This window comes from Pseudomonas oplopanacis (assembly GCF_057128725.1).
In genome coordinates this window covers 79,067-103,482 of record NZ_JBSKHV010000006.1, presented here as the reverse complement: position 1 = coordinate 103,482, position 24,416 = coordinate 79,067, and the positions used below count along the sequence as shown (strand labels likewise).

The following is a 24,416-nucleotide window of genomic DNA, read 5'->3' as shown; positions in this document are numbered from 1 at the left end:
GCATCAGCACTCGATAATGTTGACCGCCAAACCGCCACGGGCGGTTTCCTTGTATTTGCTTTTCATGTCGGCGCCGGTCTGGCGCATGGTGCGGATGACCTTGTCGAGGGAGACGAAGTGCTGACCGTCGCCGCGCAGGGCCATGCGTACCGCGTTGATCGCCTTGACCGAACCCATGGCGTTGCGCTCGATGCAAGGCACTTGCACCAGCCCGCCAATCGGGTCGCAGGTCAGGCCGAGGTTATGTTCCATGCCGATTTCGGCGGCGTTTTCCACTTGCTGCACGGTCCCGCCAAGGACTTCGCACAAGGCGCCGGCCGCCATGGAACAGGCCACGCCGACCTCGCCCTGGCAACCGACTTCGGCGCCGGAGATCGAGGCGTTTTCCTTGTAGAGAATGCCAATGGCCGCCGCCGTCAGCAGGAAGCGTACGACGCCGTCTTCGTTGGCACCGGGAATGAAGCGCATGTAGTAATGCAACACTGCCGGAACGATCCCGGCCGCACCGTTTGTGGGCGCGGTCACGACACGTCCGCCATTGGCGTTTTCTTCGTTGACCGCCAAGGCGTACAGGTTGACCCAGTCCAGCACCGACAGGGGATCGCGCAGTGATGATTCCGGGTTTTTGCACAGTTGCCGATGCAGTGCCGCAGCGCGACGTTTGACCTTCAACCCGCCAGGCAGAATGCCTTCGTTGCGGCAACCGGCATCGACGCAGTCCTGCATCACTTGCCAGATCTTCAGCAGGCCGGCGCGGGTTTCCGCTTCCGGGCGCCAGGCGCTTTCATTGGTCAGCATCACCTGGCTGATGGACAGGCCGTAGGTGGTGCAATGACTGAGCAAGTCCTTGGCACTTTTGAACGGGAAGGTCAGCGGCGTGGCGTCTTCGACGATGCGGTCGGCGCCGGCGGCGTCTTCATCGACCACAAAACCACCGCCGACCGAGTAGTACTCGCGGCTGCGGACCTGCAGGCCGGCGGCATCGAATGCGCGAAAGATCATGCCGTTGGGGTGATAGGGCAAGGGTTTGCGAATCATTGCCAGGTGTTCTTTCTCGTTGAACGCAATGCTGTGTTCACCGAGCAGGTTCAAGCGACCGTTGCCGCGAATCTCTTGCAGGCGGGCGGCGACGGTTTCGGTATTCACGGTGTCCGGGTGTTCACCTTCCAGGCCCAGCAACACAGCCTTGTCGCTGCCGTGCCCCTTGCCGGTGGCGCCGAGCGAGCCGTAGAGCTCGACTTTGACGCAGGTGGTGGCGGCCAGCAGCCCTTCGCGGCGCAACCCTTCGGCGAAACGCGCGGCTGCGCGCATCGGGCCAACGGTGTGGGAACTTGAGGGGCCGATGCCAATCTTGAACAGGTCGAACACGCTTAACGACATGGTTGTTCTCCGGTTTCTTGTTATAGGTATTGGACAATCTTGCGAGATAACACATTGCCCTGTGGGAGCGAGCCTGCTCGCGAAAGCGGTGGATCAGTCACCATCAATATTGCCTGACCCACCGCATTCGCGAGCAGGCTCGCTCCCACAGGGGGATATACGGAGTTCTTGGATGTGGGGGCGAGCAAACCCGCCCCCTTATCCGTTTAAGCGTAGCTTTCGATCGACGGGCAGGCGCACACCAGGTTGCGATCGCCAAACACGTTGTCGACGCGACCGACCGGCGGCCAGTATTTGCCTTCAATCAGGGAGGCCACCGGATACACCGCTTGCTCACGGCTGTACGGATGCGTCCACTCGCCAACGATCTCTGCCGCGGTGTGCGGAGCGTTCTTCAGCGGGTTGTCTTCCTTGTCCAGCGTGCCGTTTTCCACCGCGCGGATTTCTTCGCGGATGCGGATCATTGCGTCGCAGAAGCGGTCCAGTTCTTCCTTGGATTCGCTTTCGGTCGGCTCGATCATCAGCGTGCCGGCGACCGGGAACGACATGGTCGGGGCGTGGAAGCCGAAGTCGATCAAGCGCTTGGCGACGTCATCAACGCTGATGCCGCTGCTGTCTTTCAGCGGACGCAGGTCAAGGATGCATTCGTGCGCGACCAGGCCGTTGCTGCCGGTGTACAGCACTGGGTAATGCTCTTCCAGACGACGGGAGATGTAGTTGGCATTGAGGATCGCCAGTTGCGAAGCGCGTTTCAGGCCGGCGCCGCCCATCATCCGAATGTACATCCAGGTGATCGGCAGAATGCTCGCGCTGCCGAACGGTGCTGCGCAGACTGCGCCTTCCTTGCGTTCCATCTGGGCGTGGCCCGGCAGGAACGGGGTCAGGTGCGATTTCACGCCGATCGGGCCGACACCCGGGCCGCCACCGCCGTGTGGAATGCAGAAGGTTTTGTGCAGGTTCAGGTGCGACACGTCGCCGCCGAACTTGCCCGGTGCGCAGAGGCCGACCATCGCGTTCATGTTGGCGCCGTCGATGTACACCTGGCCGCCGTTGTCATGAATGATGCCGCAGATTTCGCGGATGCCTTCTTCGAACACGCCGTGGGTCGACGGGTAAGTGATCATCAGCGCGGCGAGGTGTTCGCGGTGCTCGATGGCTTTGGCGCGCAGGTCTTCGATGTCGACGTTGCCGCGTGCATCGCAAGCGGTCACAACCACACGCATGCCAGCCATGTTGGCGGTGGCCGGGTTGGTACCGTGGGCGGACGACGGGATCAGGCAGATGTCGCGACGGTCTTCGCCACGGCTCTGGTGATAGGCGCGGATGGCCAGCAGACCTGCGTATTCACCTTGCGAACCGGCGTTCGGTTGCAGCGAGATCGAGTCGTAACCGGTCGCGGCGCACAACATCGCTTCCAGTTCATCGGTCAGTTGCTGGTAGCCGGCGCTTTGCTCGGCCGGGGCGAACGGGTGCAGGGCACCGAATTCAGCCCAGGTCACCGGGATCATTTCGCTGGCAGCGTTGAGCTTCATGGTGCACGAACCCAGCGGGATCATGGTGCGGTCCAGCGCCAGGTCCTTGTCGGCCAGTTTGCGCAGGTAGCGCATCAGCTCGGTTTCCGAGTGATAGCGGTTGAACACCGGGTGGCTGAGGATCGGCGATTGACGAACCAGCGCAGCAGGAATGGTGCTCTGTACCGAGGCGGCCAGCGCAGCGAAGTCTGGCAGGGTCTTGCTGTCGGCGAACAGCGCCCACAGGGTTTCGATGTCAGCCTGGGTGGTGGTTTCGTCCACCGACAGGCCCAGACGCTGAGCATCGATGACGCGCAGGTTGATCTGCAGGGCGTGAGCCTTGTCGTGCAGCACGGCGGTTTGCGCGCCAGTGGCCAGGGTCAGGGTGTCGAAGAAGCTGGCTTGTTCGACGGTCAGGCCCAGTGCGTTCAAGCCTTTGGCCAGGATGGCGGTCAGGTGATGCACGCGGTTGGCGATCTGGGTCAGGCCTTTCGGACCGTGGTACACGGCGTACATGCTGGCGATGTTGGCCAACAGCACTTGGGCGGTGCAGATGTTGCTCGTGGCTTTCTCGCGACGGATGTGTTGCTCGCGGGTTTGCATGGCCAGGCGCAGGGCCGGCTTGCCGAAACGGTCCACCGAGACACCGACCAGACGGCCCGGCATGTCGCGTTTGAACGCGTCTTTAGTGGAGAAATACGCCGCGTGCGGGCCACCGAAGCCCAGCGGAACGCCGAAACGCTGGGCGCTGCCGATGGCCACGTCAGCACCGAATTCGCCTGGCGGAGTCAGTACGGTCAGGGCCAGCAGGTCGGCGGCTACAGCCACCAGAGCATTGGCGGCGTGGAAGCGTTCGGTCAGTTCGCGGTAATCGAACACGTCACCGTTGCTGGCCGGGTATTGCAGCAAGGCGCCGAAGAACGGCGTCACGTCAGTCAGTTCGAGCTCGTCGCCAACCACCACGTCGATGCCCAACGGCTCGGCACGGGTGCGCAGGACGTCGAGGGTTTGCGGGTGGCAATGCACGGAGGCGAAGAAGGCGTGGCTGCCCTTGTTCTTGCTCAGGCGTTTGCAGAAGGTCATGGCTTCGGCAGCGGCGGTGGCTTCGTCGAGCAGCGAGGCGTTGGCAATCGGCAGGCCGGTCAGGTCGCTGATCAGGGTCTGGAAGTTCAGCAGCGCTTCGAGACGGCCCTGGGAAATTTCTGGCTGGTACGGGGTGTAGGCGGTGTACCAGGCCGGGTTTTCCAGCAGGTTGCGCAGGATCGGCGACGGTGTGTGGGTGCCGTAGTAGCCCTGGCCAATGTAGGTCTTGAACAGTTGGTTCTTGCCGGCGATGGCTTTGATCGAGGCGAGGGCTTCAGCTTCGCTCAAACCGTCTTCCAGACCCAGCACGCTGGTGCCTTTGATGCTGTCCGGGATAACGCTGGCGCTCAGGGCTTCCAGCGAATCGAAGCCGAGGCTGTTGAGCATGGCTTGCTCGTCGCCGGCACGCGGGCCGATGTGACGGGCGATGAATTCGTTGGCGGTGGTCAGATTGATAGTCATGTCGGTTGCTCCTCAGGCGTCGGCTTGGGCTTTGATCAGGCGGTCGTAGGCGTCCTGGTCCAGCAGTTTGGCGACGGCAGAGGCGTCGCTTGGCTGGAAGCGGAAGAACCAGCCTTCGCCCAGCGGATCTTCGTTGACCAGTTCAGGGCTGCTGTCGAGTGCCGGGTTGACTTCCAGCACCTCGCCGTCGAGTGGCATGTACACGCCGCTGGCGGCTTTTACCGATTCCACGGTGGCGGCTTCAGCGCCTTTGTCGTAGGACTGCAGCTCAGGCAGTTGTACGAAAACCACGTCGCCCAAGGCGTTCTGTGCGAAAGCGGTGATGCCGACAGTAACGCTGCCGTCAGCTTCGGTGCGCAGCCATTCGTGGTCTTCAGTAAAACGCAAATCGCTCATGAGAACTCCTAAGGGGGCCAGACTCGTCTGGTGGACGCTATTGAATGCTTGGGCAAAAAAGCCCTGTTATGAGGGACTACATAGCAAGAACACGGCCAATGTTGGTTTTATCTTTATTTATCAGTGGCTTGGGGTGTTTTGCGAGGCGGCGGAATTTGCCCGCTGTAGCGAAATCGATACGGACAAAGTCAGGGAAGAAAGCCGAGGTGGATCAAAGCCTTGCACAGCCGTGATCGGGGAGGGGTGTAGCGATATCGTTCCGCTGTAGCGCTTTCAGTACAGATGGAGGTCGTTTTTGAACAGGAATTTCCAGGCACCCTAGAACCCTGGGGATTTCAGGGCTTGTTGGGTATGCCGTACTTGCGCAGCCGATGGGCAATTGCCGTGTGCGACGTCTGCAGGCGGGTGGCCAGTTGGCGGGTCGAGGGGTAGCTGACGTAAAGTTTTTCCAGCAGGTTTTTCTCGAATTCCTCCATCGCCTGCTCCAGGCTGTCGACATCGCTGTCGCTCTGGCGCGCCACCGAGGTGCCGGCGATGTCGAGGTCGCCGATGTCGACTAGCGTGCTTTCGCAAATCGCCGCGGCGCGGAAAATCACGTTCTGCAATTGCCGCACGTTGCCCGGCCAGCGATTGCCCAGCAGTGCCGGGTAGGTGCCCGGCGCCAGGCGACAGACCGGGCGCTGGATTTGCGCGCAGGCTTGCTGCATGAAGTAGCGGGCGAGCAGCAGAATGTCCTGGCCACGTTCGCGCAGCGGCGGAACTTCAACGTTGAGTACGTTGAGGCGGTAGAACAGGTCTTCACGGAACGAACCTTCGCTGACCATTTTTTCCAGGTCGCGGTGGGTGGCGCTGAGGATCCGCACATTGACCTTGACCTCACGATCACCGCCGACCCGGCGGAAGCTGCCGTCATTGAGGAAACGCAGCAGTTTCGCCTGCAAGTACGGCGACATTTCACCGATTTCATCAAGAAACACCGTGCCCTGGTTGGCCAGTTCCATCAGCCCCGGTTTGCCGCCTCGTTGCGCGCCAGTAAAGGCACCGGGAGCGTAGCCGAACAGTTCGCTTTCGGCGAGGTTCTCCGGCAATGCCGCGCAGTTCAACGCGAGAAATGGCGAACTGTGCCGGGCGCTGATGGCGTGGCAAGCCCGGGCGACCAACTCCTTGCCGGTGCCGGTTTCACCCTGAATCAGCAGCGGCGCATCAAGGGCCGCCACTCGTTGCGCGCGCGCCTTGAGCGTGCGGATCACCGGCGACTCGCCGAGCAGTGCATCGAACCCTTCGGCGTGATCATGGTGCAGCGCCGAGAGGCGTTCGCCGATGCGGTTGGGTTGATACAGGGTCAGCAGGGCGCCCGCGTCGGTGATTGGCGTGGCGTCCAGCAGCAGTGTCTGGCCGTTGACCGTGATTTCCCGCAGCGGCAAGCGAAAGCCCTGTTCCAGCAAAGTGTCGAGCAGCGCCGGGTCGGCGAACAGATCGGCGATGCTTTCACCCGCCGGTTCACGACCGTACAGCGCGATCAATGCCGGGTTGGCCAGCAACACTTTGCCGGCACTGTCCAGGGCCAGTACCGGGTCGGTCATGGCCGCGAGCAACGCGTCGAGTTGCAGGTGTCGGCGCTGGCCGGGAAGGATGTCAACCACCGTCACCGCTTGCACGCCACGCACGCTGAACAGCGCATCGCGCAGCTCTTCGAGGACTTCCGGGCTCAAGGTCGGGGCATCGATGTAAACGTTGGGTGGGACCATTTCCACCGCATCCAGATTGAGATTACGCCCACCGAGCAGGGCCAGGACTTCCTGGGTAATACCGACGCGGTCGATGAAGCTGACGTGGATACGCATGGGGCGGTTTTTGGTTCTGGAGTGCGGAGGGGCGCAAGTATGCCTTGGGGCGGGCGAATGGTGAAATCCTGCGCGGGATTTCAGGCCTGCACCGAACCCTTGTAGGAGCGAGCCTGCTCGCGAAAGCGGTGTATCAGTCACTATCAATGTCGACTGTCAGACCACCTTCGCGAGCAGGCTCGCTCCCACAAGGGGCAGTGGGTTATTCGAATTTCTCGAGGTCTACCGGGTCGCCGGATTTCATGTCGAGCTTCAAGCGAATGTCTTCAAACATCAGGTCGTAATTCTTGTGTACCGAACCAATCTGGCTGTGTGTCTTTGGAATCCCGTATTGCTCGGCGATTTTCGTCACGTTGCTGGCGAAGTTATAGGCCTCGACCTTGGGCAGGAAAAAGGTCTCTTTCATTTCCTTGCCCTGAATGCTGCCATGCATCGTGAATTGAACCCCTTTTTCCCCTTTGGGATTCTTGCTGACTTCATAGTCCAGGTGCACGTTGTAGCTGACATCATCCTTGGTCAGCGCGTGACGCTCGATGTGCAAGTGACCCGGTTCAAACTGTGCCATAGACGTCTCTCCCTACAAGTAAGTAATGCCAGGTTTCGCCGTGCTGATGCGCGTACCTGCCTTGCCCTGGACGATCGCTTCGATGTCCGAGAGTGAACCGATTACCGCGGTTTTTCCAGTGTGGCGGGCGAACTCGCAAGCCGCCTGAACCTTGGGTCCCATGGAGCCCGCGGCGAAGCCGAGTTTTTCCATTTCGTCCGGGTGAGCCTGGCCGATGGCTTTCTGGGTTGGCTTGCCGTAATCGATGAACGCGGCACTGACGTCGGTGGCGATCACCAGGATATCGGCTTCCAGTTGTTCGGCCAGCAGCGCCGAGCACAGGTCTTTATCGATCACCGCTTCGACACCTTCCAGTACGCCGGGTGATGTGTACATGGTCGGGATGCCGCCACCGCCGGCGCAGATCACGATGCTGCCTTTTTCCAGCAGCCATTTGATCGGGCGGATTTCGAAAATACGCTTCGGTTTCGGACTGGCCACCACACGACGATATTTGTCGCCATCCGGGGCAATCGCCCAACCTTTCTCGGCAGCGAGTTTTTCTGCTTCGGCCTTGGCGTACACCGGGCCGATCGGTTTGGTGGGGTTCTGGAACGCCGGGTCGTTGGCGTCGACTTCGACCTGGGTGAGCAGGGTGGCGAAAGGCACTTCGAAGTCCAGCAGGTTGCCCAGTTCCTGTTCGATGATGTAGCCGATCATGCCTTCGGTTTCGGCACCGAGCACGTCCAGCGGATAAGGGGACACCGAGGTGTAGGCCGCGGCTTGCAGCGACAACAGGCCGACCTGCGGGCCATTACCGTGGGCGATCACCAGTTGGTTGCCGGCATGGACCTTGGCGATTTGTTCGGTGGCGATACGGATGTTGGCGCGCTGGTTGTCCGCGGTCATGGGTTCACCACGGCGGAGCAGGGCGTTACCGCCCAGAGCTACGACGATACGCATAATGCAGTCCTTCCAATCAGAGGAATAGCAAACGACTCGGTCCTTTGTGGGAGCGGGCCTGCTCCGGGCGGCGCTCCGACGAATGCGGTGTGTCAGTCGACATCCAGGGTGACTGTCAGATCGCTTTCGCGAGCAGGCTCGCTCCCACATTGACCGGCCCGTTCTTTAGAGGTCAGCCAGGGTCGATACCAGGATCGCCTTGATGGTGTGCATGCGGTTTTCCGCTTGCTCGAAGGCGATGCAGGCCGGCGACTCGAACACGTCATCAGTCACTTCGATGCCGTTCTTCAGGTTCGGGTACTGCTCGGCAATCTGCTTGCCGATTTTGGTATCGCTGTTGTGAAAGGCCGGCAGGCAATGCATGAACTTGGTGCGTGGGTTGCCGGTGGCTTTCATCAGTTCCTTGTTGACCTGATACGGCAGCAGTTGCTGGATACGTTCGGCCCAGGCTTCGACCGGTTCACCCATCGAGACCCACACGTCGGTGTGGATGAAGTCCACGCCTTTGACCGCAGCTTTGGTGTCTTCGGTCAGGGTGATGCGCGCGCCGCTTTCTTCCGCATATTTGTGGCAGCGCTCAACCAGATCGTCCAGCGGCCACAGCGCTTTTGGCGCACAGATGCGCACGTCCATGCCCAGCTTGGCGCCGATCAGCAGCAGCGAGTTACCCATGTTGTTACGGGCGTCGCCCAGGTAGACGTAGCTGATCTCGTGGATCGGCTTGTCGGCGTGTTCACGCATGGTCAGCACGTCGGCGATCATTTGCGTTGGGTGGTATTCATCGGTCAGGCCGTTGAATACCGGCACGCCGGCAAACTTGGCCAGTTCCTCGACGATTTCCTGCTTGAAGCCACGGTACTCGATGGCGTCGTACATGCGCCCCAGCACGCGGGCGGTGTCTTTCATGCTTTCCTTGTGGCCGATCTGCGAAGAGTTCGGGTCGATGTAAGTGACGTTGGCGCCTTGGTCATAAGCCGCGACTTCGAACGCGCAACGGGTACGGGTCGAAGTTTTTTCAAAGATCAGCGCAATGTTGTTGCCTTTGAGGTGCTGCTGCTCGGTACCGGTGTACTTGGCGCGCTTGAGGTCGCGGGACAGGTCGAGCAGATAACGCAATTCGCGAGGGGTGTGGTGTTCCAGGCTCAGCAAATTACGGTTGTGAATGTTGAAAGCCATGATGGATCTCCTTAGGTGTCGGTTATCCCCCTGGTCGTGCTTGCCTTCGGGTAGAAGGCAGCAGCGGCCAGGGCTTAAAGATTAATAGTCGATAGGGTCGCGAATGATCGGGCAGGTCATGCAGTGGCCGCCCCCGCGTCCACGCCCCAGTTCGCCGGCGCTGATGGTGATGACCTCGATACCCGCCTTGCGCAGCAAAGTGTTGGTGTAGGTGTTGCGGTCATAGCCGATGACCACGCCCGGCTCCACGGCCACCACGTTGTTACCGTCGTCCCACTGTTCGCGTTCGGCGGCGAAGCTGTTGCCGCCGGTTTCGACGACCCGCAACGCTTTCAGGTTGAGGGCCTTGGCCACGGTGTCGAGGAACGTGCCGTCTTCGCGTCGGATGTCGATGCCGCCCGGTTTTTTCTCGTCCGGACGCAGGGTGAAGGCGACGATCTGGTTCACGACTTCGGGGAAAATGGTGACCAGGTCGCGGTCGCAGAAGCTGAACACGGTGTCCAGGTGCATCGCGGCGCGGGATTTTGGCAGGCCGGCGACGATGACTTTTTCGACCGCTTTGTTTTTGAACAGGTTCAGCGCCAATTGACCGATGGCCTGGCGCGAGGAACGTTCGCCCATGCCGATCAGCACCACACCGTTACCGATCGGCATCACGTCGCCGCCTTCAAGGGTGGAACTGCCGTGATCCTGGTCCGGGTCGCCGTACCAGATCTCGAATTCGGCGTTGGTGAACTGTGGGTGAAATTTGTAGATGGCGGTTGCCAGCAGGGTTTCCTGACGGCGCGCTGGCCAGTACATCGGGTTCAGCGTCACGCCACCGTAGATCCAGCAGGTGGTGTCGCGGGTGAACTGGGTGTTGGGCAGTGGCGGCAGAAGGAAGCTGGAGTGGCCGAGGAAATCACGGAACATCTGGATGGTCTTGCCACCGAAGGTGTCCGGCAGGTCATCGGCGGAGACACCGCCAATCAGGAACTCGGCGATGTGTCGCGGCTCCAGGCTTTTCAGCCAGGATTTCACTTCGTTGATCAGACCCAGGCCCACCGAGTTGGCGGTGACTTTGCGCTCCAGGATCCAGTCCAGCGCTTCGGGGATGGCGACGATGTCGGTCAACAGGTTGTGCATTTCCACAACGTCGATCCCGCGTTCGCGCATCTTGGTGACGAAATCGAAGTGGTCACGCTTGGCTTGGGCGACCCACAGCACATCATCAAACAGCAGTTCGTCACAATTGTTCGGGGTCAGCCGCTGGTGGGCCAGGCCGGGGGAGCAAACCATGACTTTGCGCAGTTTGCCGGCTTCGGAATGCACGCCGTACTTAACTTTTTCCGTGGTCATTACAGTGATCCTCCAGATGACAAATTATTCAGGTGTTACAGGGTCAGGAAGCCGGAATACAGTCCATAGGCCGCCACCACGGCACCTATGATCACGGCTGCAAAAATCAGCTTCTCGACGTTGGTGAAAACAGGTTTGCCCAGTTCCCGCTTGGCCTTGGCGAACAGGATCACGCCGGGCGCATAGAGCAGGGCGGACAGCAGCAGGTATTTGGTGCCTCCGGCGTAGACCAGCCAGACCGCGTAGATCACCGAGATGGCGCCGATCAGCAGGTCCTTGGTGCGTTCGCCCGAGGCGTTTTCGTAAGTCTCGCCGCGCACCGCCAGCAGCAGCGCATACGCCGCCGACCACAGGTAAGGCACCAGGATCATCGAGGTGGCGAGGTAGATCAGCGACAGGTAAGTACTGGCCGAAAACAGGGTGATGATCAGGAACAGCTGGACCATCGCGTTGGTCAGCCACAGGGCGTTGACCGGCACGTGGTTGGCGTTTTCCTTGCGCAGGAACTCCGGCATGGTGTGGTCCTTGGCGGCGGCGAACATGATCTCCGCACACAGCAGCACCCACGACAGCAAGGCCCCCAGCAGCGAGATGATCAGACCGACGCTGATCAGCACCGCGCCCCAATCACCGACCACGTGCTTCAGCACGGCCGCCATCGACGGGTTCTGCAGCTTGGCCAGTTCCGGTTGGGTCATGATCCCCAGCGACAACACGTTCACCAGCACCAGGAACAGCAGCACAGTGATGAAACCGATGACGGTGGCTTTACCCACGTCGCTGCGTTTTTCAGCGCGGGCCGAGAAGATGCTCGCGCCCTCGATGCCGATGAACACCCAGACGGTGACGAGCATCATTTTGCGCACCTGGTTCATCACGCTGCCCAGGTCCGGGTTTTTCAGGCCCCAGATGTCGGCGGTGAAGATGTCCAGTTTGAAGGCGAAAATCGCGATCAGCACAAACAGCACCAGCGGCACGATCTTGGCAACGGTGGTCACCAGGTTGATGAACGCCGCTTCCTTGATCCCGCGCAACACGAGGAAATGCACACCCCAGAGCAGCAGCGATGCGCCGATGATGGCGGCGACCGTATTGCCCTCGCCAAAAATCGGGAAGAAGTAGCCGAGGGTGCTGAACAGCAGCACGAAGTAGCCGACGTTGCCCAGCCAGGCACTGATCCAGTACCCCCAGGCGGAAGAAAAACCCATGTAGTCGCCGAAACCGGCCTTGGCGTAGGCGTACACCCCGCCATCCAGATCAGGCTTGCGGTTGGCCAGGGTCTGAAAGACGAAGGCCAGCGTGAGCATGCCGACAGCCGTGATGGCCCAGCCGATCAGGACCGCGCCAACGTCGGCGCTGGCGGCCATGTTTTGTGGCAAGGAGAAGATCCCGCCACCAATCATTGAGCCGACTACCAGTGCAACCAATGCGCCGAGTTTCAGTTTTCCGGGGGATTCAGACATCGCATGACTCCAGTGCAGGAGAAGAGAGACAACAGAGTAGTTCTGTTAGCTGTTCAAACATCTGACTTAGATCAGTGCATTGGCACATTCCATTGTTAATTAAAGACTTTTGGATGTTGCTTCGGCCACACACGGACTGCCGCAGAAGCCTAATCCAGACGGCTCGCTCAGAGCTATCCGAAATAAGAGAGCTTGGCTGGCGATCTTTAAATTAGTTCGTTTTGGCGTTTCCGCAAATATTTGGTACGCGTTTCCAGTGCAGAATTCATTTATTAGGATTAATCCAACAATTCGCTCTTTGCCCTGATGCACATAGAATGATCGGTTATAAATAAATGGTCCTGAAATGGCGTTTTCTAATAAACGTTATTACGCTGTATCTATTTAGTTAAGCCAACCCTGTGAAGGTTTCAAAAACATGACAACCCCCGGCCGACTGTGGACAAAAATGGAGATGCAGGTATGTCGCAACCCACGCAAAAGCTACGCCTGAGCGCACTGATCGCCCTGGTGGTGGGGTCGATGATTGGTGGCGGGATTTTCTCGTTGCCGCAGAACATGGCGGCGCGGGCCGATGCGGGGGCGGTGCTGATCGGATGGGCCATCACGGCTGTCGGCATGCTGACTCTGGCGTTCGTCTTCCAGACCCTGGCCAATCGCAAACCCGAACTGGACTCCGGGGTGTACGCCTACGCCAAGGCAGGTTTCGGTGACTACATGGGTTTCTCGTCGGCCTGGGGGTACTGGATCAGTGCCTGGCTCGGCAACGTCGGCTACTTCGTTCTCCTGTTCAGCACCCTCGGTTATTTCTTTCCGGTCTTTGGCCAGGGCAACACGCCGATTGCCATCGGCTGCGCCTCGGTGCTGCTGTGGGCCGTGCATTTTCTGGTGATGCGCGGGATCAAGGAGGCGGCGTTCATCAACCAGGTGACGACCGTGGCCAAGATCGTGCCGCTGATCATGTTCATCGTCATCGCCGCTGTCGCTTTCAAGGCCGACATTTTTACCCGGGACATCTGGGGCCGTAGCAACCCGAGTTTCGGCGGGGTGATGGACCAGGTGCGCAACATGATGCTGGTGACGGTGTTCGTGTTCATCGGCATTGAAGGCGCCAGTGTGTATTCGGCGCGCGCAGAGAAACGCTCGGACGTGGGCAGGGCGACGGTCATCGGTTTTCTCGGGGTGCTGGCGCTGTTGGTGCTGGTGAACGTGTTGTCGCTGGGCATCATGAGCCAGCCGGAACTGGCCAACTTGCAGAACCCGTCACTGGCCGCAGTGCTGGAACATATCGTCGGGCCCTGGGGCGCATTGCTGATCAGTGTCGGCCTGGCGATTTCGCTGTTGGGGGCGTTGTTGTCCTGGGCGCTGCTGTGTGCCGAGATCCTCTTCGCCACGGCCAAGGACAAGACCATGCCGGCCTTCCTGAAGAAGGAAAACGCCAACCATGTGCCGGTCAATGCGCTGTGGCTGACCAACGTGATGATCCAGCTCTTTCTGCTGATCACCCTGTTTTCCGCCGGCACTTACACCAGCCTGATCTACCTTGCATCGTCAATGATTCTAGTGCCGTACCTGTGGTCGGCGGCGTACGCGGTGTTGTTGAGCGGGCGTGGCGAAACCTACGAGCACGCCAGCGCCGAGCGCACCAAGGACCTGATGATCGGCGGTATCGCGCTGGGATATGCGGTGTGGTTGCTGTATGCCGGCGGGGTCAAATACCTGCTGCTGTCGGCGCTGCTGTATGCGCCGGGGGTGATTCTGTTTGCCAAGGCCAAGCATGAGCAGGGCGAGCCGTTGTTCACTCATATAGAGAAGGGCATTTTTACCGGTGTGCTGATCGGTGCCGGGTTGGCCGCGTATGGGTTGTACAGCGGCTTACTGTCGTTGTGAGGGTGTTGCTGGCGTATCAACCGCCGTATGACTGGTCGGCGATGTTGCAGTTCTTGTCGGCGCGGGCGGTGGCCGGTATGGAAATCGTGGCCGATGGGGTGTACTCGCGCAGCATCGGGCTGAACGGTGTTCACGGTTCTTTGTCGATTGGGCCGGCGGACGGTGATGCGCTTGAGCTGACGCTGGATTTTGCGGACGCGTCGGCGGTGCCGGAAATCGTCGCGCGAGTGCGGCGGATGTTTGATCTGGATGCGGATTTGCCGTCGATTCACCGGCAGTTGAAGCTGGACCTGTTGATGGAACGCTTGATTGCCGAGCGTCCAGGCTTGCGGGTGCCGGGGGCCTGGGATGGGCTGGAACTGGCGATTCGGGCCGTGCTGGGGCAGCAGATTACTGTGGGTGCGGCGATTCGGTTGGCGGGTAAGTTGGTCGCGCAGTATGGCGCGCCGTTGCAGTCGCCGCGGGCGGGTTTGAGCCATGTGTTTCCTGAGCCGCAAGTGTTGGCGCAGGCTGATCTGGCGACGTTGGGCATGCCGAAAAGCCGGGGGAGGACGTTGTCGGGCGTGGCTCAGGCGCTGCTGGATGATCCGCTGTTGTTTGAGCCGGGGCGGGAGGACGGTGTCGCACGGTTGCTGGCGTTGCACGGGATTGGTGACTGGACGGCGCAGTACATTGCCTTGCGCCAGTTGCGTGAGCCGGATGCGTTTCCGTCCGGGGATGTGGGGTTGATCAAGGCGTTGGAGGTGCTTGAAGAAAGGCCGGTGACGGCGCGCGAATTGCTGCTGCGCGCCGATGCGTGGCGACCTTGTCGAGGGTATGCGGCGCAGTTGCTTTGGACATCGCTGAGCCGGCCAGACTGAACTGATCCAGGCTTTGTGGTGAATACTCGGACCCCTTCGTCGGAACGCCTTCGCGAGCAGGCTCGCTCCCACAGTGGATTTTTGTTGTTCACAAAACCTGTGGGAGCGAGCCTGCTCCGGGCGGCGTTCCGACGAAGGCGATTTGACAGTCACCACCACTGCGCGCGATGGGAACCCAATTCAGTTGCCGGCAGTGCCCACTGCAACGGCGTCCCGCTGATTTTCAGCGGCACATGCAGCCGGTGCGCCGGCCCCCACGGTGTCTGCTCAACCACCAGCCCTTGATCGTTGTCATCCTCCGCCCGCAACGCCTCGGCCGTTCCCGGGCCATTTTCAATCAGCAACTTCGCTGTACGCGCCAATGACAAGCGCGCCGAACCCCCACGCCCCAACAGCCTGATCGCCGCAGCCGCCATCAAATACCCGGTCGCGTGATCGAGTGCCTGCACCGGCAACGGCGTCGGTTTGCCCGCGTTTTTCCACTGCATCCCGGCCTCGGCAATCCCGCTGCTCATCTGTACCAGGCTGTCGAAACCACGGCGGTTCTGCCACGGTCCGCTCCAGCCGTACGCATTGAGGCTGACATCGATCAGGCCCGGCGCCAGTTTCCGGCGTTCGTCAGCCCCGTAACCCATGCGTTCCAGTGCATCGGCGCGGTAGCCGTGCAGGAGGATGTCGGCGTCCTTGAGCAGTGTTTCGAACACCGCGCGATCATCGCGGTTGTGCAGGTCCAGACGGGCGCAGCGTTTGCCCAAGGTGACTTCCGGCACGACGCCGGGTTCGTTCCAGGTCGGTGGGTCGATGCGCAATACATCCGCTCCGAGACCGGCGAGAAAACGGCTGGCGACCGGACCGGCCAGCACCCGGGTCAGGTCCAGCACCTTGAGCCCGGCCAGCGGCTGAGCGACGGAGCCTTGCCACGCTTTCGCCAGTTGACCCTTGTCGTCGCTGAACTGAATCAACGGCTCGGCGTTCACGGCCAAACCTTGTGGGTGTTGCTGCCATTGCACCCAGGTGCGCATCTCGGCGGCGCATCCTCCGGCGTCGACGACGGCCTGTTCCAAATCACTGTTGGCCCATTGCGCCACCTTGCTTGCCATCGCCGCGCGATCGGCGCAGGTGCCTAACACGCTTTCAGCCGCAGCGCGGTGATGGGGCGCGTTGGTGTGCAGGCGGATCCAGCCGTCCTTCGTCGCGTAGTCACCGGCAACCGGGTCCCACAGCGGCGGAACGCTCCAGCCGAGGGGGCGGATCGAGGTGGCGAACCAGAAAGAGGCGAGGCGGCGGTCGACTTCGACAGCGGGCAAACGCCCCGTGTGTTGCCGCAATAACTCGCTGACTGCCTGCCCGGCTGCGGCGATGCTGGCGCAGGCGAGGTCGGTCACGGCAAACGCCGAGGGCAGGGCACCGCTCGACGTGAAGGGAATTGGGGTGTGAGGCAAGCCGAGTGCGGCTTGAATGGACGTGAGTAGATCAGTCATCGAAGGCCCTCCGGAACGAGAGCCCGATCATAGTTCAAAAAACTGGCCGGCCGGATGAAACGATGCGGCTGACTGAACAATACCCCTGTGGGAGCGAGCCTGCTCGCGAAAGCGGTGTATCAGTCACTATCAATGTTGACTGTCAGACCGCCTTCGCGAGCAGGCTCGCTCCCACAGGGGATCTGTGGTGATTGCTAGACCCGGAACTGGTCCATCAATTTCATCTGGTGAGTGGTCAGCGAGTTGAGCTGGCTGCTGATCTGCGCCGATTCGGTGGCCTGGCCCGTCAGGGTTTCGGTGACGGTACGGATCGCCGAGACGTTGCGGTTGACCTCTTCGGCCACCGCGCTTTGCTGTTCGGCAGCGCTGGCGATTTGCAGGTTCATGTCGCTGATCACCGTCACCGCGTCGCTGATTTTGCCCAGGGCCTGCACTGCTTGCTGGATCTGCCCGGCGTTGTTGTGGGCCTGGGTCTGGCTCGAATGCATGGTGGCGACCACGCCGCGCGTGCCGCTCTGGATGCGTTCGATCACCAGGCGAATCTCTTCCACCGAGTCCTGGGTGCGTTTGGCCAGGTTGCGTACTTCATCGGCCACCACCGCAAAACCGCGACCGCTCTCACCGGCACGCGCCGCTTCAATCGCGGCGTTGAGCGCCAGCAGGTTGGTCTGCTCGGCAATGCTGCGGATCACCTCCAATACCGAACCGATCTGCTCGCTGTTGACCGCCAGCGCTTCGACTTCGGTCACCGCTTTGCTGACTTCGTCAGCCAGTTGATTGATGTCGCGGGTGCTGCGCTCGATGATCTGCATACCATCACGGGCCGACTGATCGGCGCCTTTGGCGGCGTTGGCCGCATTCGAGGCGCTGTTGGCAACGTCGTGGGCGGTGGCGCTCATTTCGTTGGACGCGGTGGCGACCTGGTCGATTTCGCGGAACTGCAACTGCATGCCTTCGCTGGTCTGACGGGCAATTTCCGAAGACTGGTCGGCGGTGCCGCGGGCGTCGGTGATGCTTTGCTTGATCTGCGCGATGGTCGGTTGCAGCTTGTCGAGGAAGCGGTTGAACCAGCTGACCAGTTCGCCCAATTCGTCCTTCTTGCTGTAGTGCAAGCGCTGGGTCAGGTCGCCGTCGCCGCTGGCAATCGCCTTGAGCATCTCGGCCACGCTGTTGATCGGCCGGGTCACGCCCGACGCGGTGAGCCAGGTCAGCAGCAAACCGACCAGGCCGGCAATCACGGAGACCAGCACTGCTTTGATCGTGCCGCTTTGCTGGGCGTCATCGAGCACGGCTTGCAGTTTCACCGAGTCGGCGAGCAATACTTGTTTAGGCAGGTCGATCACCACGGCCCAGGCCTTCGCGTCGGCAATCGGGCTGACCGGGTACACCGCGCGAATCAGGTCGCCTTGCTGCAAAACTTTCGGCGCACCCCCACTGAGCAATTGCAGGATGTCCTTGCCGTCCGCGCCCAGGGTTTCGCCGATAGGCTTGCCGACTTTACCGGCGTCGACACTGTTAGCCGCCAGCACACCGGTGCCGGAGACGATCAGCATGTGCCCGGCGCTGTTGAACAGTTCACGCTGGGAATCGACCGCCGCCGCTTGCAGCGCATCGAGGGCAATGTCGATGCCGACCACGCCGATGGACTTGCCATCCACCAGCAGCGGCACGGAAATGGTGGTCATCAACACTTCTGTTTTGTTAGCGCCGACGGTATCGGCGTAGGGGTCGAGCAGGCAGGTACGCTTGCTGTCACGCGGGCAGGTGTACCAGACGTTATAGGGCGTGCCGCTGAGGTTCAGGGTGGTTTTGGTCATGTCGTCTTCGACCATGACGGTGTTGAGTGTCTCGCCACCGGCACGGCTCCAGTACGTGGCGAAACGCCCGGCTTCGTTGGACTGGCGCACCGCGTCATTGACGAACTCGCTGTCCTTGCCATCCAGCCCGTTGGGCTCGAACGCCAGCCAGACGCCCAACACTTTCGCGTTGCGCTCGAACGCGGTCTTGACGCTCTGGTTCAACTCTTCACGCAACGCACCCGCCTCCAGCGAGCGCTTGGCGGCCAGGGTGCGCATGTCCTTGATCTGGTCCGCCAGCGCGGTCACCACCGTCAGGGTTTCGCCAAAGGTCTTCTGCACTCGCACGGCCTGTTCAGCCGCCTTGGCTTGCAGCAGGTCTTGCACACTGTCGGTGAGCATTTTGCTGCTGGAGGCGCTGACCAGATCATCGTTCTGATTGGTCTGGTAAATGTTCATGCCGACGATCAGGGCGACCACGCCGAGCAGACACAGACCGGACAGCAAAACGATTTTCAGACGGATAGAGAGAGAGTCGAACATAGGGCGAACTCACAAATGGATGAGGTGTTGGCAAGGAGTCGCGATCGACTCGGTACGCCAAATCCATTCAGCGCCATTCAATGCACATCGGCGCCGTGTGACGGTTGCATGAACCGATGCCGACGAACGGTAGCAGGTGAACGTTTGCGCAGGAAAAAGCCCTGAAATGGCCGGGAATTCAGGAAATTCTCGGTAATGACTCCGGCCGCGACCAGATCCACAGATTGCCCAGGCCCATGCCGGTAATCGCCAGGTAAACCGGCCAGCCGTAATCGAGCATCACCAGCATCAACGTGGCACACAGCAGCATGCTGACGGTGGCACTGACCTTGGCGCGACGGGCGATGATTTTGCCGTTGCGCCAGTTGCGCAGGATCGAGCCGAACAGCCGATGGTTCTCCAGCCAGGCACTCAGGCGCGGCGAACTTTTGGTCGCGGCCCAGGCGGCGAGCAGGATGAATTCGGTGGTGGGTAGGCCCGGGATGACGATGGCGACGAGGCCTATGCCGAGGCTTACGTAAGCCAGCAGGCCAAACAGCAGGCGGGAGAGTTTTGAGGAGGAAAGGTGAGGCATGGGGCTCACGGATGGCGATTAAGGCTTGATCAGGATCTGGCAGGCTTACTCAATTCCCTGTGGGAGCGAGCCTGCTCGCGAAAGCGGTGCGTCAGGCGACATCGATGGTGTATGTGCTGACGCCTTCGCGAGCAGGCTCACTCCTACAGGGGGGATGTGTTTCTTCAGGCGAGTTCCGGGCTGGTGGCGTAAGCCTGTTCCAGCAGCACGGTGAAGCGGTTGAACGCATCGACCGCAGCCTTCTCCACTTCAGCTTCTTCCTGTGCAGAAAACTCCAGGCCATCGAGCGTCTTCACAAAGCTTTTCCAGCCTTCAGCACGACCACCTGCCGGTTCGCCGAGGTGGCGGGCGCCGAAGGTTTCGCTCAAGCCCAAACCGACAGCACGCTTGATCAAAAACGCCGCGCCAAGCTTCGAACCTTCTGACACGAACAACCAACCCAGCGCTTCAGCCTTGGTCGGATTTTTCACCGCGCCGGCAACAGGCGCTGGCACTTCGGTTTCCAGATCGGCCAGATCCGCCCTGGCCGCTTCAGCGCGGCAGCGAGCCGGCAAATCCGGAACAATCGCGGTCAATTCTGCATCGTTGTACAGCGACACCAATTCCGACTGAAACAGGAACTGAGCCACTACGAAACGCGCGAAGTTGGCCTGGGTTTCAAACGGTGCGTGGGCTTTGACCAGCGCATCGAGTTTGGTGTGCGGTTCGTTGGTGATCTGGTTCAAGCGTTGCGAACGCAGAGCGGGGCGTTGAGCAGTGTCCTGAGGGGTCATGAGAAATCCTTGAGAAATGGAGGCGCCTGGTAACGAGACGAATCAGCAGGCGCCGGACAGTAAAAAAAGGCGAGGTCAGATGTCCCAGACCAGATTGACCGCGAAGTTGCGACCCGGCTGGGTCAGGCGATCGAGATTGGCCGGTTGCGTCACCGAGGCTTCGCCGACGCTGTCGTAGCCGCGCACGTCATCCCACTGCCAGTACTTTTTGTTGGTCAGGTTGTAGAGGCCGGCGTTGACAGTCACGTCGTCGGTGACCTTGTAGAAACCGGCCAGGTCGAGCACGCCATAACCCGGGGTCTTGAACTGGGTGCTGGTGCCGTCCGGGGTCTTGAAACTGGTGCTGTCGACGCGGGTCTTGCGCTTGACCAGTGTCCAGTTCAGCAGCGCGCCGTAGGTGTCCTGGTCGTAACCGAGGCCGAACACGCCGGTCAGCGGGTTGATGCTGTTCAACGGCTGGCCAGTGTCATCGTTGCGGCCATACAGGTAGGCCGCCGAACCTTGGGTATACAGGCCGCTCGGGGCACCGAAGGTGTCCAGGTTCAGACGCCCCTTGAGCTCCACGCCTTTGATGGTGGCGTGGGCAATGTTGTTGCTCTGGAACGTGGTCTCGGTGTAGCCAGGGGTGATGGCGTTCTCATCGATGAAGTCGCGGTATTTGTTGTAGAACACCGCCACATCGAACGTGCCGGCCTCGAACTGGCCGCGCAGGCCGGTTTCATAGCTCTTGCTCTTTTCCGGTTCCAGGTCCGGGTTGGGCGCGACCTGATAACCGCCCGCAAGGTTTTCAAAGCGACCGTACAAGGCCTTGGCCGTCGGCGTGCGGAAGCCTTCGGCGTATTGGCCGTACCACGTGTAGTTGTCATTGAAGCTATAAGTGGTGCCGAGTTTTGGCGACAGGCGATGCCAGGTCTTGGTGTCTTCGCTGACGACGCCGTTGCCGCTTTGGTCGGCGGTGGCGAGGAACTCGTCGGTGACATGCGGCGTAAGCTTGGTGTAGTCGTAGCGCGCGCCGGGCAGGAAGGTCCAGTTGCCCCAGTTGATCTGATCCTGGGCGAACAGGCTGTAGCTGGTAATGGTCGGGTCCGGGAAATCGCTGGCCGGTTTCAGGGTATCGGCGGCGCTCGGCGCACCGATCACCCGGCAGGCGCCGGCCACGGTCAGGCAGGTGCCGCTGCCGGTGCGCAAACCGGTGACTTTATCCTGCTTGATGGTGGTGCCGTAGGTCACGAGGTGATCGGTCTCGGCGATGGCAAACGACTTGTCGACCTGGGCATCGAAGACCCATTGGCGATCCTTGTACGTGGTGTCGCGGTTGCGCAGCACGGTACGCGACGGCGCGTAGATCTCTTCGGTGCTTTGATCAGCCTTGGCGATCTGGTAATTCAGCGACCATTTGATGTTGTCGGCCAGAACGGTGTCCAGGCCGAAGGTGTGATCGATGCCGAAACGTTCACGGGTGATCGTGTCGTTACCGGTGCGCGATTTATAGAAACCGAAACCGCGCCCTGCGTTGAACGGACCGCCCACAGCGCTCAACTGGTTGGTGTCGACGTCGTCCTTGTAGTGCTCGTACGTCAGGCCCAGGCGCGCGTCGTCGGCGTAATCCCAACCGAGTTTGGCCAGCACGCTGGTGGTGCGCACGTCTTCGGGATTGGCCTCGGTGCGGTTGAGGCCGGTGCCACCGGTTTCGCCGTAGGATTCGGTTTCATGGCCGTTGCGCTGGCTCAGGTGCAACAAGCCGTCGAACTCGCCGGTGCGGCCGGCCACGGTGCCGGAGGTCAGCCAGCTTTCATCGGCCGAGCTGTAACCGGTTTTCAGGCGTGCGCCGACGTCCTTGCCTGGCTTGATGATGTCGTCCGCATCCAGTGTGTAGTAGCTGACCGCGCCACCGATGGCGTTGCTGCCGTACAGCACCGATGCCGGGCCGCGGAGGATTTCCACGCGTTTGACGATTTCCGGGTCGACGTAGTTGCGGTTGGTCTGGGCATAGGGGCCATTGAAGAAACTGTCGGGCACTTGTACACCGTCAACCTGGGTCAGCACGCGGTCGCCGTCGATGCCGCGGATGTTGTAGCCCGTGAGGCCGGCGCGCTGGCCGGCGCCGCCGACCGAAACACCCGGTTCGTAGCGCACCAGTTCCTTGATGTTATTGACGTTGTTGCGGTCCAGGTCTTCACGGGTATAAACGCTGACCGTGCTCGGCACACTGTTCACGTCCTGTTCGTTACGGGTGGCGCTGATGGTCACCTGTTCCAGGTTGAGCACACCGCTGTTGCTGCGCTTCTCCAGCACAATGTTATGGGTGCCCAGTTTGCGATAGCTCAGGTTGGTCCCCACCAACAGGCGATCGAGGGCTTTTTCCGGCGGCAACGAACCGCGCACACCCGGCGACGCCACGCCTTGCGCCAGTTCTGCCGGCAAGCCGACCTGCCAGCCGGTTACGGCGGTAAAGGCATTGAGTGCCGAGACCAGCGACTGCTGAGGGATCGCGAATGAGTAATCACCGCTGTTGCGGGTCGACTGCTCGGCCGCGGTGGCGGCCATGAGCGGCGCGGCTGCCGCCATCAGGATGGCTGCGGTCAGCAGCGACAGCACGCGGGAAGGTGAAGAGGACTGGCGGGTAAGGCGAGAGGACATCGATAGCGCTCCGTGTCGCACGAATCTTTATAGGTGCTGATTGGCATGTCGAGATGCGAATCAATTGCATTGGCTATAACGAGACGAACGAGCTTCAGCTATCGAGTAAAAATAATTCTCATTTAGTTCAGGATCACCAGCGCGGGGAATTCCTGAAGCCGTGCGGAGGTGATGTGAGCAAGGGAGCGGACCACGTCCAGCGGCTGGTCGAGACGGTAATTGCCGGTCACGGCGACGTCGGCCAGTTGCTCATTGGTGTTGATGATCCAGCCCGGATAGTAGCGACGCAACTCGGCCAGCACCTGGCTTAGCGGGCAGTTTTCGAACACCAGTCGGCCTTGGACCCACGCCAGGTCGGTGGCGGCATCAAGCTTGGCCGGGCGGTCGAAACCGTTGGGGCCGATGCGGATGCTTTCACCGGCCGAGAGTCGTATGCGCGCATCGTCATGGGTCGCACGCAAGTCGACATCGCCGCGCTGCACCCGAACCTGCGTCACGCCGTCCAGATAGCGCACGGCAAACGCGGTATCGCGCACGCTGGCGGTGACCGGCCCGGCGTCGATTTGCAGTGGCTGGCCACGATTGGCCGGCACTTCGAAAAACGCCTCGCCCTGATACAACCGGGCCACGCGCTGCTGATCGTTGATGGTGCTGGAAAACGCCGAGTTGGTATTGAGCAGGACTTTCGAACCGTCCTCCAGTTGCAGGCGCTGGCGTTCGCCAATCACGGTCAAATGATCGGCCTGCAGGCGCATCGGCAGGTTGCTGAAACTGAACAGGCCGAGGATCAACACGGCGGCAGTCGCCAGCGGTTTCCAGTGCGGACGCAGGCGCGACAGGACGGTCACTTTCGGCGGTCGGGAGGCCAGTTGTTGTGCGCATTGCACGACTTGCGGGCCATCCCAGATGGCCTGCGCCTTGGCGAATGCTTCGGCATGCAGCGGATCGGCAGCCAGCCAGTCATGAAACGCTTGCGTCTGTTCCTCGCTCGGACTGCCCAGCACGATCAGCCAGTCCAGGGCCTGGTCCATCGCGCTTGCGGCGTCCCGCGCCGGGGAGGGCGCAGAGGAGCGGTGGGTGTCCGTCACGGTGTTTCCTCGGCAGTGTCTGTGCACGGCTGTTTTTTTAGTAAAGCCTGGAAGTCGGGCAAGGGTAGCAAAGCCTGGCGAGGTCAGTCGCCGTTTAACCGCTCGGCGACACCGATGCAGATCGCCATGATCAGCTTCAGTTCCTTCTGCACCGTGCTCAAGGAGACGTCGAGCTTCTCGGCAATCTCCAGGTAGCTATGCCCGTGCAGGCGGCTGAGGATGAAAATCTGTTGCTGACGCTGACTCAGTTCACCGAGGCTCACGTTCAAACGCTCCAGTAACTGTTCGGCATGGGCGGCATCCTCGGCACTGCTGGCAGGGGCGGCGATACTTTCCACCACGTCCAGCGGCACGTCGTCGAGCATCGTCCGGGACTGGATGCGGCGCGCGCGCAAATGGTCCAGCGCCAGGTTGCGGGCGGTCTGGAAAACGAAGGGTTCAAGGTGATCGATGGCCCGTTCACTGAGCGCCCGGGTCACTCGCAGGTAGGTCTCCTGCAAGAGGTCTTCGGCGGTGCTGTGATTGTTGACCATCCGCTCCAACGTGCGCAGCAGCGAAACCCGCTGGGCGATGAAGACGTGATTGAAGCGAGATTGACTCACGGGGGAACC

Annotated in this window: 18 protein-coding genes and 1 pseudogene; 2 read left to right on the top strand and 17 right to left on the bottom strand. The window is 60.9% G+C overall.

Features of this window, described 5'->3' with window-relative positions; all coding sequences use genetic code 11:
* Positions 1-3 precede the first annotated feature (3 nt).
* From ACWKV5_RS14485 to arcD (ACWKV5_RS14445), 9 genes are all read right to left on the bottom strand, one after another.
* Positions 4-1,380: an L-serine ammonia-lyase gene (locus tag ACWKV5_RS14485; RefSeq protein WP_483841780.1), complete on the bottom strand. Its 1,377-nt coding sequence runs from the start codon at positions 1,378-1,380 to the stop codon at positions 4-6.
* Between the two features lie 206 nt (positions 1,381-1,586).
* Positions 1,587-4,436, bottom strand: a complete 2,850-nt coding sequence (gene gcvP / locus ACWKV5_RS14480; RefSeq protein ID WP_483841779.1) for an aminomethyl-transferring glycine dehydrogenase — start codon at positions 4,434-4,436, stop codon at positions 1,587-1,589.
* A 12-nt stretch (positions 4,437-4,448) separates the two neighbouring features.
* Positions 4,449-4,832: a glycine cleavage system protein GcvH gene (gene gcvH / locus ACWKV5_RS14475; RefSeq protein ID WP_123432938.1), complete on the bottom strand. Its 384-nt coding sequence runs from the start codon at positions 4,830-4,832 to the stop codon at positions 4,449-4,451.
* Positions 4,833-5,167: 335 nt separating this feature from the next.
* Complete coding sequence (locus ACWKV5_RS14470) at positions 5,168-6,676, bottom strand: sigma-54-dependent transcriptional regulator (RefSeq protein WP_483841778.1); 1,509 nt, start codon at positions 6,674-6,676, stop codon at positions 5,168-5,170.
* A gap of 202 nt (positions 6,677-6,878) precedes the next feature.
* Positions 6,879-7,241 (bottom strand): DUF5064 family protein, encoded by a 363-nt coding sequence (locus ACWKV5_RS14465; RefSeq protein WP_483841777.1) that lies wholly within the window; start codon positions 7,239-7,241, stop codon positions 6,879-6,881.
* Positions 7,242-7,253: 12 nt separating this feature from the next.
* Positions 7,254-8,183 (bottom strand): carbamate kinase, encoded by a 930-nt coding sequence (arcC, locus tag ACWKV5_RS14460; protein ID WP_483841776.1) that lies wholly within the window; start codon positions 8,181-8,183, stop codon positions 7,254-7,256.
* A 165-nt stretch (positions 8,184-8,348) separates the two neighbouring features.
* Positions 8,349-9,359: an ornithine carbamoyltransferase gene (locus ACWKV5_RS14455; protein WP_483841775.1), complete on the bottom strand. Its 1,011-nt coding sequence runs from the start codon at positions 9,357-9,359 to the stop codon at positions 8,349-8,351.
* An 81-nt stretch (positions 9,360-9,440) separates the two neighbouring features.
* Positions 9,441-10,697 (bottom strand): arginine deiminase, encoded by a 1,257-nt coding sequence (gene arcA / locus ACWKV5_RS14450; protein WP_483841774.1) that lies wholly within the window; start codon positions 10,695-10,697, stop codon positions 9,441-9,443.
* A gap of 35 nt (positions 10,698-10,732) precedes the next feature.
* Positions 10,733-12,160: an arginine-ornithine antiporter gene (arcD, locus tag ACWKV5_RS14445; RefSeq protein WP_483841773.1), complete on the bottom strand. Its 1,428-nt coding sequence runs from the start codon at positions 12,158-12,160 to the stop codon at positions 10,733-10,735.
* Positions 12,161-12,622: 462 nt separating this feature from the next.
* Between arcD (ACWKV5_RS14445) and arcD (ACWKV5_RS14440) the strand changes: the two genes are divergently transcribed.
* Together arcD (ACWKV5_RS14440) and ACWKV5_RS14435 are read left to right on the top strand one after the other, a co-directional pair.
* Positions 12,623-14,050, top strand: coding sequence for an arginine-ornithine antiporter (arcD, locus tag ACWKV5_RS14440; protein WP_483841772.1), 1,428 nt, complete (start codon positions 12,623-12,625; stop codon positions 14,048-14,050).
* Complete coding sequence (locus tag ACWKV5_RS14435) at positions 14,047-14,910, top strand: DNA-3-methyladenine glycosylase family protein (protein ID WP_483841771.1); 864 nt, start codon at positions 14,047-14,049, stop codon at positions 14,908-14,910. The genes arcD (ACWKV5_RS14440) and ACWKV5_RS14435 overlap by 4 nt, the downstream gene beginning before the upstream one ends.
* A 149-nt stretch (positions 14,911-15,059) precedes the next feature.
* On the opposite strand, the gene ACWKV5_RS14430 is transcribed toward ACWKV5_RS14435, so the two are convergent.
* The 8 genes and pseudogenes from ACWKV5_RS14430 to ACWKV5_RS14395 form a co-directional block, all read right to left on the bottom strand.
* Entirely contained in the window at positions 15,060-16,391 is a 1,332-nt protein-coding gene (locus ACWKV5_RS14430; protein ID WP_483841770.1) for a CoA transferase, read from the bottom strand.
* A 194-nt stretch (positions 16,392-16,585) separates the two neighbouring features.
* Positions 16,586-17,341, bottom strand: coding sequence for a methyl-accepting chemotaxis protein (locus ACWKV5_RS14425; RefSeq protein WP_483841930.1), 756 nt, complete (start codon positions 17,339-17,341; stop codon positions 16,586-16,588).
* Positions 17,342-17,443: 102 nt separating this feature from the next.
* A pseudogene (locus ACWKV5_RS14420) lies at positions 17,444-18,466 on the bottom strand (methyl-accepting chemotaxis protein); the annotation flags it as partial.
* A gap of 442 nt (positions 18,467-18,908) precedes the next feature.
* On the bottom strand, positions 18,909-19,304 hold the full coding sequence (locus ACWKV5_RS14415) for a YbaN family protein (RefSeq protein ID WP_483841769.1): 396 nt from the start codon (positions 19,302-19,304) through the stop codon (positions 18,909-18,911).
* 164 nt (positions 19,305-19,468) lie between these two features.
* Positions 19,469-20,077 (bottom strand): biliverdin-producing heme oxygenase, encoded by a 609-nt coding sequence (locus ACWKV5_RS14410; RefSeq protein ID WP_483841768.1) that lies wholly within the window; start codon positions 20,075-20,077, stop codon positions 19,469-19,471.
* 75 nt (positions 20,078-20,152) lie between these two features.
* Positions 20,153-22,717, bottom strand: a complete 2,565-nt coding sequence (locus ACWKV5_RS14405) for a TonB-dependent receptor (RefSeq protein ID WP_483841767.1) — start codon at positions 22,715-22,717, stop codon at positions 20,153-20,155.
* A gap of 122 nt (positions 22,718-22,839) precedes the next feature.
* Positions 22,840-23,805, bottom strand: coding sequence for a FecR family protein (locus ACWKV5_RS14400; RefSeq protein WP_483841766.1), 966 nt, complete (start codon positions 23,803-23,805; stop codon positions 22,840-22,842).
* 83 nt (positions 23,806-23,888) lie between these two features.
* The gene (locus tag ACWKV5_RS14395; protein WP_483841765.1) at positions 23,889-24,407 is read right to left on the bottom strand and encodes an RNA polymerase sigma factor; all 519 of its coding nucleotides are present in this window, start codon (positions 24,405-24,407) and stop codon (positions 23,889-23,891) included.
* Between the last annotated feature and the right edge of the window lie 9 nt (positions 24,408-24,416).